This window comes from Pseudomonas sp. GV071, assembly GCF_003050835.1.
Lineage (GTDB): Bacteria > Pseudomonadota > Gammaproteobacteria > Pseudomonadales > Pseudomonadaceae > Aquipseudomonas.
Genome location: NZ_QAOJ01000009.1, coordinates 253,342 through 267,937, shown reverse-complemented (window position 1 = coordinate 267,937; position 14,596 = coordinate 253,342). Strand labels below are relative to the sequence as shown.

Genomic DNA, 14,596 nt, shown 5'->3' with positions numbered 1-14,596 from the left:
CAGGAACCGAGTTTTATTGTGGGAGGGGCTTCAGCCGCGATTCCTGCAAACGATGATCACCGCACCGTTTAGGGGTTCGGCCTGAGCACTAGCGCCCCAAGCGGCGGCAGGTTCAATACCAACGACTGCACTTGCCCATGACTCACTTCCCCTTCGGTCTGCAACCCGCCACGGCTGCCGGCGTTGGAGCCGGCGTACTGTTCATCGTCGCTGTTAAGCAGTACCTGCCACTCGCCGGCCTGGGGCACGCCGATGCGGTAGCCTTCGCGCGGTACGGGGGTGAAGTTGTGCACGACCAGCAGCGGCACGCCGTCGTCGCCGTGGCGTAGCCAGGCGTAGACGCTGTTGCTGGCGTCGTCGCCGATCAGCCATTGGAAGCCTTCGGCTTTGCCGTCACGCTGATGCAGTGCGGGCTGTTGGCGATAGAGGTGGTTTAGGGCACTGACCAGGTTCTGCGTGCCTTGGTGTTCGCCGTAGCGCAGCAGGTACCAGTCCAGTTCGTGGTCGTGGCTCCATTCGCGCCATTGGCCGAATTCGCAGCCCATGAACAGCAGCTTCTTGCCCGGATGGCTCCACATAAAGCTCAGGTACAGGCGCAGGTTGGCGAATTTCTGCCAGCGGTCGCCGGGCATTTTGTCCAGCAGCGAGCGTTTGCCGTGCACCACTTCGTCGTGGGAAATCGGCAGGATGAATTGCTCGGTAAAGGCGTAGAGCAAGCCGAAGGTCAGTTTGTCGTGGTGGTGCGGGCGGTTGAGCGGGTCCTCGGCGATGTATTTGAGGCTGTCGTGCATCCAGCCCATGTTCCATTTGTAGGCGAAACCCAGGCCGCCACCTTGGGTGTCGTGGCTGACGCCGGGCCAGGCGGTCGACTCCTCGGCAATCACCAAGGCGCCAGGCACTTCGGTGTGCACCACGTCGTTGAGGTGGCGCAGAAAATCGATGGCTTCGAGGTTTTCGCGGCCGCCATGGCGGTTGGGAATCCACTCGCCATCTTTGCGTGAGTAGTCGCGGTAGAGCATTGAGGCCACGGCATCCACGCGCAGGCCGTCGATGTGGTACTGGCGCAGCCAGTGCAGCGCCGAGGCCAGCATGTAGCCATGCACTTCGTTACGGCCGAGGTTGTAGATGAAGGTGTCCCAGTCCTGGTGAAAGCCCTCGAACGGATGGGCGTATTCGTACAGCGCAGTGCCATCGAAACGGGCCAGGCCGTGGCTGTCGGTGGGGAAATGCGCGGGCACCCAGTCGAGGATCACGCCAATGCCGGCAACATGGCAGGCGTCGACAAATGCGGCGAAGTCCGCCGGGCTGCCGTAGCGCGCGCTGGGGGCGAATTGCGACAGCAGTTGGTAACCCCAGGAGCCACCAAACGGGTGTTCCATGATTGGCATCAGTTCGACGTGGGTGAAGCCCATGTCGTGAATATAGGGAATCAACTGCTCAGCCAGTTCAGCCCAACTCAGCACGCGGCCATCTTCGTGGTGGCGCCAGGAGCCGACGTGCATCTCGTAAATCGACAGCGGCTGGTTGTGCGCCTGGGCGTGTTGGCGGTTGTCCAGCCACTGCTGATCGTTCCAGACGAAGTCCAGCGGCTGCGCCACCACCGAGCCGGTGGCCGGTGGGTGTTCGGTGGCCAGGGCGATGGGGTCGGCCTTTAGCGGCAACACGCCGTGGCTGCCAAGAATTTCGTATTTGTACACTTCGCCTGCCTGCAAGCGCGGGATAAATAGCTCCCACACACCGGAAGGATGACGGGCGCGCATCACATGGCGGCGGCCGTCCCAACCATTGAAGTGACCGACCACCGAGACCCGCCGCGCATTCGGCGCCCACACGGCAAAGCGCACGCCGGGAATGCCGTTCTGCTCCATCAACTGCGCGCCAAAACACTTGCCCAGTTCGCGGTGGTTGCCTTCGCTGAACAGGTAGATATCGGTTTCACCCAGCTGCGGGCCGAAGGCATACGGGTCTTCGATTTCCTGCTCGCCCTCGCCCCAGCGGATGCGCAGCCGGTATGGGCGCTGCTCCTGCGGGCGGTGGGTGAACATGCCGGGCACTTCGCCCAGGGTCATTTCGCCCAGGTCCGCGCCGCTGTCGGCATCGATCAGGTTCACCCCCAGGGCACCAGGCAGATAGGCGCGCACAATTGGCCCCTGCTCATCGCTATGCGGCCCGAGGAAGGCAAACGGGTCGTTGTGTTCGGCACGCACCAGGGCCTGCACATTCGGGTCCGGCAGTTCGGCGTTCAGCGGCGCCAGCCCAGTAAAGTTGCTCATCGTGCTGCGCTCCCCAACAGGTGTTGGCCCAATTCCACCAGGCCCTGCACCGGCACATTCAGCCAGTCGGGGCGGTAGCGGGCTTCATAGAGAATTTCGTAGGCGGCCTTTTCCAGGCTGAACAACGCCAGCGCCGCCACTTCGCCGTCGCGTTCGTGCCAGGTGTGCGGCAGGTCGGCGGCGGCCAGGCGGTAGGCTTCCTGGAAGGCGGTGCGCGCCTGGCTGCGGTAGTTCGCGGCGACGGTGCGGCGCACGGCGTCGGCTTCACGCGAGGCGTCGGTGCTTTGCGTGTTGCGGATGGCCATGGCGGCGGCGTAGTCGAACGAGCGGATCATGCCGGCGACATCTTTCATCGGGCTGTGGCGGGTGCGCCGCTCCTGCAGGCTGCGGGTCGGTTCGCCCTCGAAGTCGATCAGGTAGGCGTCGCCCTGCACCACCAGCACCTGGCCGAGGTGCAAGTCGCCGTGCACGCGAATGCGCAGGCCACCGAGGCACAGCTGCGCAATCTGGTTAACGGCCGCCAGCAGTTGTTTGCCATGCGCCGCCAGCCAGGTCGCACTGTCGGCATCGGCAGTGTGGCTGTTGGCCACCTCGTCCAAGGCTTCCTGCAGCTGCGCACTGATGCTGCGGGCCCACTCATCGACGTCTTTCTGGGTGCTGGTGACGGCGCCGAAGTCGGGGTTGTCGCTGGGTTGGGCCAACACCCGGTGCATCTCGCCAAGGCGGCGGCCGAGCTGGCGAGCGAAGGCTGCCAGCTCGACGCTGGCCGGGGCAATGGCGCCATCGGCATCGTTCACCGCCGGGCTCGCCAGCTGATCACGAATCGCCCGCTCCAGGGTGTTCTGCGTCCACAGCCAGGCATCGCCCTGGTTGCTCAGGAAGCGCTGCAACACCATCAAGGTATGTGGCACGCCCTGGGCATCGACGCGGCGCACTTCGCCAAGCAGTTGCGGAATATTGGCGAAGCCCTGGGCGGTGAGGTAGCCGCCCATTTCGGTTTCCGGGTGGATGCCGGGCATTACTCGACGGACCAGCTTCAGCACCATGCTTTCGCCGATCAGCGCCGAGCTGTTGGACTGCTCGGCAGACACCAGGTTGACCTCTTCCTCCGGGTTGTCCGCCAGTTCGTGCAGCTGAGGCGTCGGCAGGAATTGCAGCTCGCTGCCAGCCGAATTAAGCACCTGGCCTTCACGCAGGTAGCGCACCACCTGCTGGCTGAATTCGCCGAGGGTGAAGGCGTCGGTCAACAGCCCTACTTCGCGGCCACGGCGCAATCTGGCCAGGGCCAGTTGTTGCGGCACGCTGCTGCCGGCTTCGTTTTCGGCGACATAGCTGAGGGGCAGTTGGTAATGCTCGTAGTGGTCGCCACTGCGCACCTCCACCTCGCTGAGCACGCTGCGTTCGCCAAAGGGCACGGCGTACAGCAGTTTGTATTCGGCGGCGGCATCGTCCAGGGCCGAGAACCAGCGGCGTTTCGGCAGGTAGGCCGGCAGCGATTCGCGGCTCAGGGTCAGGCTGGCGCGCGACTGCATCAGCTCGCTGAGATCACGTTTGATCACCAGGGTTGGCAGCTCCGGCATGCGGTCTACCGGCGGTACGTGCCAGGCCGGCATTTGCGCTTCTTCGGCGAGCAAAAACCAATAGAAGCCGTACGGCGGCAAGGTCAACAGGTAGTTGAGCTGGCCAATCGGCGGAAACGAGGTACCACCCACCATCTCCACCGGCACCATGCCGTTGTAGGCCGAAAGCTCCAGCTCGGCGGCTTGGGCGGCGCGCGAGACGTTGGCGACGCAGAGGATCACTTCGTGTTTGCCATCGACGCCGGTGTATTCGCGCAAATAAGCGAGGATCCGTCGGTTGGCCGGTGCGAGCATTTTCAGGGTGCCGCGGCCGAAAGCTTTCTGCTGCTTGCGGATGGCGAGCATGCGCCGCGTCCAGTTCAGCAGCGAATGGGTGTCGCGCTGCTGGGTTTCGACGTTGATGCTCTGGAAGCCGTAGAGCGGGTCCTGAATCGGCGGCAACACCAGGCTGGCTGGGTCGGCGCGGGAAAAACCGCCGTTGCGGTCGATCGACCACTGCATGGGCGTGCGCACGCCATCGCGGTCGCCGAGGAAGATGTTGTCGCCCATGCCGATCTCATCGCCGTAATACAGGGTCGGCGTGCCCGGCATCGACAGCAGCATGCTGTTGAGCAGCTCGATACGCCGACGATCCCGCTCCACCAGCGGTGCCAGACGGCGGCGGATACCCAGGTTGATCCGCGCGCGGCGGTCGGCGGCGTAGTAGTTCCACAGGTAGTCGCGCTCATGGTCGGTGACCATTTCCAGGGTCAGCTCATCATGGTTGCGCAGGAAGATCGCCCACTGGCAGTTGGCGGGAATTTCCGGGGTCTGGCGGAGGATGTCGGTGATCGGAAAACGGTCTTCCTGGGCGATGGCCATGTACATGCGCGGCATCAGTGGAAAGTGAAAAGCCATGTGGCATTCATCGCCGGGACCGCCGTCTTCGCCGCCAAAATACAGCTGGGTGTCTTCCGGCCATTGGTTGGCCTCGGCCAACAGCATGCGGTCCGGGTAGGTGGCGTCCAGTTCAGCGCGGATTTTCTTCAGCACCACGTGGGTTTCGGCGAGGTTTTCGTTGTTGGTGCCTTCGCGTTCGATCAGGTACGGAATGGCGTCCAGGCGCAGGCCGTCAACGCCCAGGTCGAGCCAGAAGCGCATCACGCTGAGCACTTCCTTGAGCACCTGCGGGTTGTCGAAGTTGAGGTCCGGCTGGTGCGAATAGAAGCGGTGCCAGAAGTACTGGCCGGCGACCGGGTCCCAGGTCCAGTTGGACTTCTCGGTATCGAGAAAGATGATCCGGGTTTCCGGGAATTTCTGGTCGCTGTCCGACCACACGTAAAAATCCCGGGCCTTGGAACCGGGCTTGGCCCGCCGTGCTTTCTGGAACCACGGGTGCTGGTCGGAGGTGTGGTTGATCACCAGTTCGGTAATCACCCGGATGCCACGGCTGTGGGCCTCGGCGATAAACCGTTTGGCATCGGCCATGCCGCCGTAGTCGGGGTGCACGTCGCGGTATTCGGCAATGTCGTAACCGTCATCGCGCCGTGGCGAGGGGTAGAACGGCAGCAGCCAGATGGTGTTCACGCCGAGGTCGGCAATGTAATCGAGCTTGGAAATCAGGCCGGGGAAGTCGCCGATACCGTCGTTATTCGAGTCGAAGTACGACTTCACGTGCACCTGATAGATCACCGCGTCCTTGTACCAGAGCGGGTCTTCGATAAAGGCCGCAGGCCGGCGTTTTTTGCGGCGTTCGGTGGTCGGTTTTTTCTCGCTATTCGGTGTATTCGCTTGGTCGCTCATTGCGTCCCCCCTTAGCCGGTTACGCGCACACGCCAGATACCGAATGGCTGGTGCCACGGTTCAATGCGCATCCATTGGGTTTTGCCATGCCAGGTCCAGGTGTGCCCGGTCATCAGGTCCTCACCGTGCAGGCTGGCATCGTCAGGTAGGCCGAACTCCCAAAGGGGCAGTTCGAAATGGGCTTCCTGGGCGTTGTGTGGGTCGAGGCTCACGGCCACCAGCACAAAATTGCTGAGGTCGGCCGTGCGCTTGCCGAACAGCAGAATGTTGTCGTTGTAGCAGGTGTAAATCTGCAAACCGAGGTGGGTTTGCAGCGCCGGGTTCTGCCGGCGAATGCGGTTGAACTGGGCAATTTCGCTGACGATATTCCCGGCCTTTTGATAGTTCCGCGGGCGGATCTGGTACTTCTCCGAATCGAGGTATTCCTCTTTGCCCGGCACCGCTGCCGACTCGCAGATTTCAAAGCCCGAATACATCCCCCAGAGCCCCGAACCCATGCTCGCCAACGCCGCGCGAATGAGGAAACCGGCACGGCCGTTGTTGTGCAAAAAGGCGGGGTTGATGTCCGGGGTATTGACGAAGAAGTTCGGCCGGTAGCAATCGCGCCAGGGCGCGGTATTCAGTTCGCTGAGGTAGCTTTCCAGCTCGGCCTTGGTGTTGCGCCAGGTGAAGTAGGTGTAGCTCTGGCTGAAACCGACCTTGCCCAGGCGCGCCATCATCGCCGGGCGGGTAAAGGCTTCGGCGAGGAAGATCACTTGCGGGTGAATGGCGCGTATATCGGCGATCAGCCATTCCCAGAACGGCAGCGGTTTGGTGTGCGGGTTGTCGACGCGAAACAGCGTCACGCCCTGCTCCACCCAACCCTTGACCACATCCCGCAGGGCCAGCCACAGATCGGGCATGGCGTCTTCGGCGTAGAAGTCGACGTTGACGATGTCTTCGTATTTTTTCGGCGGGTTTTCCGCGTGGCGGATGCTGCCGTCCGGCCGCCAGCTGAACCAGCCTGGGTGTTCCTTGAGCCACGGGTGGTCAGGGGAACATTGAATGGCGAAGTCCAGGGCGATTTCCAGGCCATGTTCCTTGGCGGCCTGCACCAGGGCGCGGAAGTCGTCAAAGCTGCCGAGTTTGGGGTGAATGGCGTCGTGGCCGCCGTCCTGGCTGCCAATCGCATAGGGGCTGCCGGGGTCATTGGCGCGGGCTTGCAGGGAGTTGTTGCGGCCCTTGCGGTGGGCGCGGCCGATGGGATGAATCGGCGGGAAATACAGCACGTCAAAGCCCATGTCGCGCACATAGGGCAGGCGTTCGATCACGTCACGAAAGGTGCCGTGGCGGTCTTCGTCGTCGGTCGCCGAGCGCGGGAACAGCTCGTACCAACTGGCAAACTCGGCCAGCTTGCGCTCCACCTCCAGCGGGTAGGCGGGGCTATTGATGCGATGCGGGTGGGCTTCGGTCAGGCGCATGGCCTGGGTGGTTTGCGGGTCGAGAAAGAAGCTCACGCGCTCTTCCACCGACTGGGTGTCTTGCAGCGTGCGCAAGCGCTCGGCCATCAGCTCGGCGTGTTCAGGGCCGGCGTGTTCAGCGGCTCTGCGCAGCAGCAGCTCGCCTTCTTGCAGCTCCAGGGTGAGGGGCACCCCGGCGGAGAATTTTTTCAGCAGCTCGTAGGTAAAGGTGGCGTAACCGTCCCACCAGGCCTGTACGGCGAACTGATAGCGGCCGGGCTGCTCAAGGCTGAACTGGCCTTGCCAGAGGTCATTGCCGAGAAACTCCAGCGGCACCCGGTGCCACTTTTCTTCCAGCTCGGCGCGCCACAGCACAGCGCCGTCGAGCTTGTCGTGGCCATCGGTGAAGATCACTGCGCTGACGGTGACAAGGGAGCCAACGACGCTCTTGGCGGGAAAGCGCCCGCCTTCGACCACTGGGGTTACGTCTTCGATGGCAATGCGCGGTAGCTGCAAGGCGTCGTCCAGTTGCAAGGAGGAGGCCTGACGTTCAGCAACCTGGTTGAGGGGAAGTAACGGGCGGGCATGCGACATCGAATCGGGCTCCATCACTGCAAACAGCCGCCGCCCGATGGATCGGGTGGCGGCTCGTTTGGATTCGTTGTCCCTGCGCAAAACAGGGGGCGTACAGTTCCGAGCCCCGTGGTAGAGCAAAAGTTCAGGGTTTTGATCAATGGCCAACGCCCGCGCACGGCGGTCGTTTCTGGGTCCCAGCCTGCGCTGGGACGACGGTAGTGTTTGCCCAAACCGCCGTCACCCCAGCACAGGCTGGGGTCCAGAATTGCTCCATTTACGCTACAGTCGCCCGCTTTCACCTTCCCGTGGCCCCATGCTCACCGCCTACCTCAGCCTGTTCGCCAGCGCCTTCATCGCCGCCACCCTGCTGCCGCTGCAATCGGAAGCGGTGTTGGTCGGTTTGCTGCTGACTGGCGGATACTCGCCCGCAGCGCTGGTGCTGGTGGCCACGGTCGGCAATGTGCTGGGTTCGCTGCTGAACTGGGTACTGGGCCGCAGCGTCGAGCGCTTTCGCCAGCGCCGCTGGTTCCCCGCCAGCCCGGAACAGATGGCGCGGGCGCAGCAGTGGTACAAGCGGTATGGCTGCTGGACCCTGCTGCTGAGTTGGCTACCGGTGGTGGGCGACCCACTGACCCTGGTGGCCGGGGTAATGCGCGAGCCGCTGTGGCGGTTTGTGCTGTTGGTTAGCATCGCCAAGGCGGGCCGCTATCTGGTGTTGGCGGCGGTTGTGTTGAACCTTGGCAGTAACCCGTAGGAGCAGCTGCAGATTCAATCGTCCAGCGGCGCGGGCGTCAGTGCTGCCGGGTCAGGCGCCGGCTTGCTCAGCTCTTTCTCGCTGGCCGGCAACTGGTCGACCGCGCTGAACAGTTGCTGCGGCTCGATGGGCCCCGCGTGTTCGAGTTTCTTCTCGCCGTCCTTGCCCACCAGAATCACCTTGGCCTGGGCACTGGCGCCCAGCTTAAGGGCGCGGATCAGGGCCATGGTGCTTTGCGGGTCGAGGTCTTTGCCGTCGCGTTTACCGATGGTGTTGACCACGGTGTACAGCACCATGTTGCGCTCCTTGAACGCTGCCTGGTTGGCTGGCTCCTTCAGCGCCGCCAGCAGTTTTACCAGGGCCGGGTCGGCCGCACTGTTGGCAATCACGATCACCGGGCGCGCCTGGCCACGGTCGGCGCTGAGCGGGCTGTCACTGTCATCGGCCAGGACCGGGCCGCTGAGGGCAACCATCAAGGCCAGGCTGAACGAGCGCAAAAACATACACACCTCCGTTGAAATTCCATCCCGTCAGAGATTGCTGCGCAGGGGCAAAGGTTCCTTAGTGGGTGAAAAGAGAAACGCCGGTGCAGCCTTTCCCCTCACCCTAACCCTCTCTCCGAAGGGGCGAGGGACTGGACCGGTGATTGCTCGGCGAACATCGCCAAGGCTCCCTCTCCCGCCACGCGGGAGAGGGGCTGGGGGTGAGGCCGCGGTCAACGCCGCCGAAACAGCGGCCGCGGCTCAATCGCCGAGCGCCCGTACAGCACACTCATCCCCGCCAAGCCTTTGAGTGCATCTTCCACCGACTTGTCTTCGCGCACGGCAAAGCTGTCGAACCCGCACTGGCGCATATGGCTGAGCTGGTCGCGCAGCACATCGCCCACTGCACGCAATTCACCCTGCCAACCCAAACGCTGACGCAACAGGTACGCCTGGCTGTAACCGCGACCATCACGAAAGCTGGGGAAGTCGATGGCGATCATTGCCACGTCGCTGAATGCCAGCTGCAGGTTTTCGACGTCATCATCCGGTCCCAGCAACAGCCCCTCGCCGGCTTGCCACTGCGCCAACGGCACGATGCGCAGCGCCGGGTCGTCGAACTCGATAACCGGCTGGCCCTCGCGCAAACGAATCAGTTTGTTCATGCCACCTCCTCCGCCCGATACACCCGCTCCTTGAACGGCTCCAGACCGATGCGCTGCACCGTGTCGACAAAGCGCTCCTGGTTTTCCCGGTAGTCGGTAAAGGTTTTTACGATGCGCTCGATCACCTGCGGCACCTGCTCGGCAGCGAAGGATGGGCCTATCACTTTGCCCAACGCGGCCTGCTGGCCCTGGGCACCGCCGAGGGTGATCTGGTACCACTCGCTGCCGTTTTTATCGACGCCGAGGATGCCGATATTGCCGATGTGGTGGTGGCCGCAGGCGTTCATGCAGCCGGAGATGTTCAGGCTCAGCTCGCCGATGTCGTGGAGGTAATCGAGGTCATCGAAATGCGCCTGAATGCCCTGGGCAATCGGGATCGATTTGGCGTTGGCCAGTGAACAATAGTCACCGCCGGGGCAGGCAATGATGTCGCTGAGTAAACCGATATTGGCGGTGCCTAAGCCGTGCTCGCAGGCGGCCGACCAGAGCGCGTAGAGGTCGCGCTTGCGCACGTCTGGCAGGACGATGTTCTGTTCATGGGCAATGCGGATTTCAGCAAAACCAAAGCGCTCGGCCCAGTCGGCCACCGCCTCCATCTGCACCGCCGTAACATCGCCTGGCGGCAACGCTGCGCCGGGTTTGGTCGACAGCACCACCGAGGCATAACCCGGCACCTTGTGGGCTTTGACGTTGCGCTCCACCCATTTCTCAAACGCCGGGCTGTGTGCCAGGTGGCTGCCGAAATCCAGGTCGATCACCGGCAAGCGTTCATAGGCCGGCGGCACGAAGGCGCTGGCGACCCGTTGGTACTCCCCCTCGGTGAGCTCGGCCGGGCCGTCTTTGAGGTGCTGCCATTCGCGTTCGACTTCGGCAGCAAAGGCCTCGATGCCGAGGGCTTTGACCAGAATCTTGATCCGCGCCTTGTACTTGTTGTCGCGCCGACCATGGCGGTTATACACCCGCAGAATGGCCTCGACGTAGGACAGCACGTGCTGCCACGGCAAACCATCGCGAATCTGCTGGGACAAGATCGGCGTGCGCCCCAGACCGCCGCCGACCATGACCCGCAGGAGCATCTGCCCGGTGGCGTCGCGGTACAGGTACAGGCCGATATCGTGCATCTGAATCGCTGCGCGATCTTCGGTTGCCGAGCACAGGGCGATCTTGAATTTACGCGGCAGGAACAGGAATTCCGGGTTGACCGTCGACCACTGCCGGAGGATTTCTGCCAGCGGTCGTGGATCCAGCAGCTCATCGGCGGCCACCCCGGCGAAGGCTTCGGTGGTGATGTTGCGCACGCAATTACCGGAGGTCTGGATGGCGTGCATCTGCACCTCGGCCAGGCGCGCAAGAATGTCCGGCACCTGTGCCAGTTCAATCCAGTTGAACTGGATGTTCTGCCGGGTGGTGAAGTGGCCGTAATCGCGGTCGTAGTCGCGGGCAATGCTCGCCAGGCAGCGCAATTGCTCGGCGCTCAGCGTGCCGTAAGGAATCGCCACCCGCAGCATGTAGGCGTGCTTTTGCATATACAGGCCGTTCTGCAGGCGCAGCGGCAGAAACTCTTCTTCGCTCAACTCGCCACTCAGCCGGCGCTGCACCTGATCGCGAAATTGCTCGACCCGCTCGCGCACCAGCGCGTGGTCGTAATCATCGTATTGATACATCAAGGCGGCCCTCGGTTAGTGAGGGGAACTATGCCGGTGTCCGGACTGGGGAAAACAGCGGCAGATCGGTGAATAAAAAGCGGATCAGAAGAAAACCAAAATCCCTTGTGGGAGGGGCTTTAGCCGCGAGCTTTTAAAAACAAGTGCATCGCGGCTAAAGCCCCTCCCACAAAGAGCAACTCCAGCGTAACGCATCATCTGATCCGCTTTTTTGAGCACAACCTGAGTCTGTTATCGGATCAGTTACGCCGCGATCATGGCCCCGCCTGATAAAGAGCCTGATGGGGCCATGCCATGACTGACCGTATTGCCGCGAAGATCATCGACACCATTGATCCGCGCCACCCGCTTCGCCTGACGCCTGCGCAAGCCGGCGGGCCGATTCATACCCGTGCCTTCACCGGCCTGTTCCGCAACCTGCGGCTGTACGGTGCAGGGCTTCTGTTTGCGATTTTCTTCGGTACAGCCTGGCTGAACTGGGAGGGTCGCCAGGCGGTGCTCTGGGACCTGTCCGGGCAGCGCTTCTATATTTTCGGCGCCACGTTCTGGCCGCAGGATTTCATTCTGCTCTCGGCGCTGCTGATCATCGCCGCCTTTGGCCTGTTCGCCATCACCGTGTTCGCCGGCCGCGTGTGGTGCGGCTACACCTGCCCGCAAAGCGTGTGGACCTGGGTGTTTATGTGGGTGGAAAAGGTCACCGAGGGCGACCGTGGCCAACGGATCAAACTGGATGCCGCGCCCTGGTCGCTGAACAAGCTGCTGCGTCGCTCGGCCAAGCACGGCCTTTGGCTGAGCGTCAGCCTGGTCACCGCAATCGGCTTTATCGGCTACTTCGTGCCGGTACGCCAACTGGCCAGTGAGCTGCTGAGCTTCAGCCTTGACAGCGGCAGCGCCACCTGGCTGCTGCTGTTCACCGCCGCCACTTACATAAACGCCGGTTGGCTGCGGGAAAAAGTCTGTCTGCACATGTGCCCGTATTCGCGCTTCCAAAGCGTGATGTTCGACAAAGACACCCTGCTGGTCAGCTACGACGCCGCCCGCGGTGAGAACCGTGGCCCACGGCGCAAAGACGTGGCGCCGCAGAGCGTTGGCCTGGGCGACTGCATCGACTGCACGATGTGTGTTCAGGTGTGCCCGACCGGCATCGACATTCGCGACGGCCTACAGCTGGACTGCATCAGCTGCGGCGCCTGCATCGACGCCTGCGACTCGGTGATGGACAAGATGGGCTATGCCCGTGGCCTGGTCGGCTACCGCTCGGAAAGCGCGCTGGCCGGTGGCAAAACCCACTTCCTGCGCCCACGCCTGGTGAGTTATGCCGCTGCCCTGGTGTTGATGATCGGCGCCTTTGTCTGGGCCCTGGATGCGCGGCCGCTGCTGTCACTGGACATCACACGCGACCGTGGCCTGTTCCGCGAAAACAGCGCCGGGCAGATCGAGAACATCTACAGCTTCAAGGTGATCAACAAGACCCAGCAGAGCCGTACCTATGAGCTGGCGCTGAATGACGACGGCCCGTTTGAACTGCGCGGCAACACCCTGGTGAATCTGGCGCCGGGGGAAATTACCGATGTGCCGTTGAGCGTAGTGCTGACCGCGCCGCGCCTGAACAGTACTTCGCAGCGGATTGGATTCGAGGTGCATGAGGTGGGTACGCAGGAGAATCGGGTGACGGGTTTCAGTACTTTTGTTGCGCCGCTAAATCGCTAACAGCATCGCGGCTAAAGCCCCTCCCACAAGGAGACCACGATCCCTGTGGGAGGGGCTTTAGCCGCGATGCCCTTGATCATCTACCCCGAGGTCCATCGCATGACTGCGCAGCTTTCCGTAGAGTACGTACCGGCGCCCCCGCCCGCGGTCATGTCGGACAAGATGAAACGCTACGAAAAATTCGCTGATGAAATTGCCGAACTGATTCGCACCGGGGTGCTTGCTGCCGGCGAAAAAGTGCCGTCGGTGCGCCACGCCAGTCGCACCTATGGGGTCAGCCCGTCCACCGTGTTCCAGGCCTATTACCTGCTGGAAGACCGCGGCCTGATCCAGGCGCGGGCGCGTTCGGGTTACTTCGTTCGCGAGCATGCCAAGCAGCCATTACCGGAAGCGCAGATCAGCCCGCGCCAGGCGCAGACCACCGACGTAGATGTCAGCGAACTGGTGTTTTCCGTACTCGGTTCGTTGAAAGATCCCAACACCGTGCCCTTCGGTTCGGCCTTCCCCAGCCCCGACCTGTTCCCCCTCGCCCGCCTGGCCCGCTCCATGGCGCAGAGCCTGCGCAACCTGTCGCCGCACGCGGTGATCGCCGACATGACCGCCGGCAACCCCGACCTGCGCCGGCAGATCGCCCTGCGTTATATGGTCAGCGGCGTGATGCTGCCGCTGGAAGAACTGGTGATCAGCAATGGCGCCATGGAAGCGCTGAACCTGTGCCTGCAAACCGTTACCCAGCCGGGCGACTTGGTCGCCATCGAAGCGCCGGCGTTCTACGCCACCTTGCAGGTGCTCGAACGCCTGAAACTCAAGGCCGTGGAGATTCCCGTGCACCCGCGCGAGGGCATCGACCTGCAGACCCTGGCCGACAGCCTGGCGCAGCTGCCGATCAAAGCTTGCTGGTTTATGAGCAGCCTGCAGAACCCCTTGGGCGCGAGCATGAGCGATGAGAAAAAGCGCGCCCTGTACGAGCTGCTGCATCAGCACCAGGTGCCGCTGATTGAGGACGACGTGTACGCCGAGCTGTACTACGGCACGCAGCCGCCGAAGCCAGTGAAGAGCTTTGACCGTGACGGCCTGGTGATGCACTGCGGCTCGTTTTCAAAAAGCCTGGCGCCGGGTTACCGGGTTGGCTGGGTGGCCGGCGGGCGCTACGCGGAAAAGATCAGCCGGCTGAAACTGATGACCACCATTTCCCCTTCCGTGCCGGCACAAGCGGCGATTGCCGACTACCTGCAACACGGCGGCTACGACCGCCACCTGCGCAAACTGCGGCACACCCTGGAGATGCAACAAAGCGCCATGCTTGCCTCCGCTGCCCGCCACTTTCCGGCGCAAACGCGGGTGACACGGCCCAGTGGCGGCTACTTTCTGTGGTTTGAATTTCCCCAGCAGGTGGACTCGCTGCAACTGTTCCAACTGGCGTTGGCGCAAGGCATCAGCCTGGCCCCGGGGCCGATCTTCTCCGCGACGCGGCGCTTCGGCAACTGCGCCCGGTTGAACCATGGGCACCCGTGGGATGAGCCGAGTGAGCGGGCGATGGAGATGCTGGGAAGGATTGCCGTGTCGTTTTGACGCGCTGGATTTAGGTTCCAGCGCGGCAAGGCGTGAGAGTTTCTCCATCTGCGGCAAACGGGCTGTTGTGGGAGGGGCTTCAGCCGCGATGCCTTTGCT

At 62.8% G+C, this 14,596-nt stretch carries 9 protein-coding genes; 3 read left to right on the top strand and 6 right to left on the bottom strand.

Features of this window, described 5'->3' with window-relative positions; genetic code table 11:
• Nucleotides 1–68: 68 nt before the first annotated feature.
• The 3 genes from glgB to C8K61_RS18730 are packed head-to-tail and all read right to left on the bottom strand — an operon-like array spanning nucleotide 69 to nucleotide 7,668.
• The gene (gene glgB, locus C8K61_RS18740) at nucleotides 69–2,273 is read right to left on the bottom strand and encodes a 1,4-alpha-glucan branching protein GlgB (protein WP_108097795.1); all 2,205 of its coding nucleotides are present in this window, start codon (nucleotides 2,271–2,273) and stop codon (nucleotides 69–71) included.
• On the bottom strand, nucleotides 2,270–5,635 hold the full coding sequence (treS, locus tag C8K61_RS18735) for a maltose alpha-D-glucosyltransferase (protein WP_108097794.1): 3,366 nt from the start codon (nucleotides 5,633–5,635) through the stop codon (nucleotides 2,270–2,272). Before treS ends, glgB begins: the two co-directional genes overlap by 4 nt.
• 11 nt (nucleotides 5,636–5,646) lie before the next feature.
• Nucleotides 5,647–7,668 carry an alpha-1,4-glucan--maltose-1-phosphate maltosyltransferase gene (locus C8K61_RS18730; protein WP_108097793.1) on the bottom strand — a complete coding sequence of 674 codons (2,022 nt, stop codon included), beginning with the start codon at nucleotides 7,666–7,668 and terminating at the stop codon, nucleotides 5,647–5,649.
• A gap of 295 nt (nucleotides 7,669–7,963) precedes the next feature.
• On the opposite strand from C8K61_RS18730, the gene C8K61_RS18725 reads away from it, so the two are divergent.
• Nucleotides 7,964–8,404 (top strand): YqaA family protein, encoded by a 441-nt coding sequence (locus tag C8K61_RS18725; protein ID WP_108097792.1) that lies wholly within the window; start codon nucleotides 7,964–7,966, stop codon nucleotides 8,402–8,404.
• 14 nt (nucleotides 8,405–8,418) lie between these two features.
• Here C8K61_RS18725 and C8K61_RS18720 read toward each other — a convergent pair whose 3' ends face one another.
• From C8K61_RS18720 to C8K61_RS18710, 3 genes are all read right to left on the bottom strand, one after another.
• Nucleotides 8,419–8,907 (bottom strand): DUF4174 domain-containing protein, encoded by a 489-nt coding sequence (locus tag C8K61_RS18720; RefSeq protein ID WP_108097791.1) that lies wholly within the window; start codon nucleotides 8,905–8,907, stop codon nucleotides 8,419–8,421.
• A 212-nt stretch (nucleotides 8,908–9,119) separates the two neighbouring features.
• Entirely contained in the window at nucleotides 9,120–9,551 is a 432-nt protein-coding gene (locus C8K61_RS18715; RefSeq protein ID WP_108097790.1) for a DUF934 domain-containing protein, read from the bottom strand.
• On the bottom strand, nucleotides 9,548–11,215 hold the full coding sequence (locus tag C8K61_RS18710; RefSeq protein ID WP_108097789.1) for a nitrite/sulfite reductase: 1,668 nt from the start codon (nucleotides 11,213–11,215) through the stop codon (nucleotides 9,548–9,550). The genes C8K61_RS18715 and C8K61_RS18710 overlap by 4 nt, the downstream gene beginning before the upstream one ends.
• Before the next feature lie 294 nt (nucleotides 11,216–11,509).
• Here C8K61_RS18710 and ccoG point away from each other — a divergent pair, with 294 nt between their 5' ends.
• Complete coding sequence (gene ccoG / locus C8K61_RS18705; protein ID WP_108097788.1) at nucleotides 11,510–12,925, top strand: cytochrome c oxidase accessory protein CcoG; 1,416 nt, start codon at nucleotides 11,510–11,512, stop codon at nucleotides 12,923–12,925.
• Between the two features lie 162 nt (nucleotides 12,926–13,087).
• Nucleotides 13,088–14,497 (top strand): GntR family transcriptional regulator MpaR, encoded by a 1,410-nt coding sequence (gene mapR, locus C8K61_RS18700; RefSeq protein WP_108097819.1) that lies wholly within the window; start codon nucleotides 13,088–13,090, stop codon nucleotides 14,495–14,497.
• The last annotated feature ends 99 nt before the right edge of the window (nucleotides 14,498–14,596 follow it).

What these genes read in the sequence shown, in the direction of transcription:
- glgB (WP_108097795.1), bottom strand. Translation starts at nt 2,273, where the DNA reads ATGAGCAACTTTACTGGGCTGGCGCCGCTGAACGCCGAACTGCCGGAC.
- C8K61_RS18730 (WP_108097793.1), bottom strand. Translation starts at nt 7,668, where the DNA reads ATGTCGCATGCCCGCCCGTTACTTCCCCTCAACCAGGTTGCTGAACGT.
- mapR (WP_108097819.1), top strand. Translation starts at nt 13,088, where the DNA reads ATGAAACGCTACGAAAAATTCGCTGATGAAATTGCCGAACTGATTCGC.
- C8K61_RS18715 (WP_108097790.1), bottom strand. Translation starts at nt 9,551, where the DNA reads ATGAACAAACTGATTCGTTTGCGCGAGGGCCAGCCGGTTATCGAGTTC.
- treS (WP_108097794.1), bottom strand. Translation starts at nt 5,635, where the DNA reads ATGAGCGACCAAGCGAATACACCGAATAGCGAGAAAAAACCGACCACC.
- C8K61_RS18725 (WP_108097792.1), top strand. Translation starts at nt 7,964, where the DNA reads ATGCTCACCGCCTACCTCAGCCTGTTCGCCAGCGCCTTCATCGCCGCC.
- C8K61_RS18720 (WP_108097791.1), bottom strand. Translation starts at nt 8,907, where the DNA reads ATGTTTTTGCGCTCGTTCAGCCTGGCCTTGATGGTTGCCCTCAGCGGC.
- C8K61_RS18710 (WP_108097789.1), bottom strand. Translation starts at nt 11,215, where the DNA reads ATGTATCAATACGATGATTACGACCACGCGCTGGTGCGCGAGCGGGTC.
- ccoG (WP_108097788.1), top strand. Translation starts at nt 11,510, where the DNA reads ATGACTGACCGTATTGCCGCGAAGATCATCGACACCATTGATCCGCGC.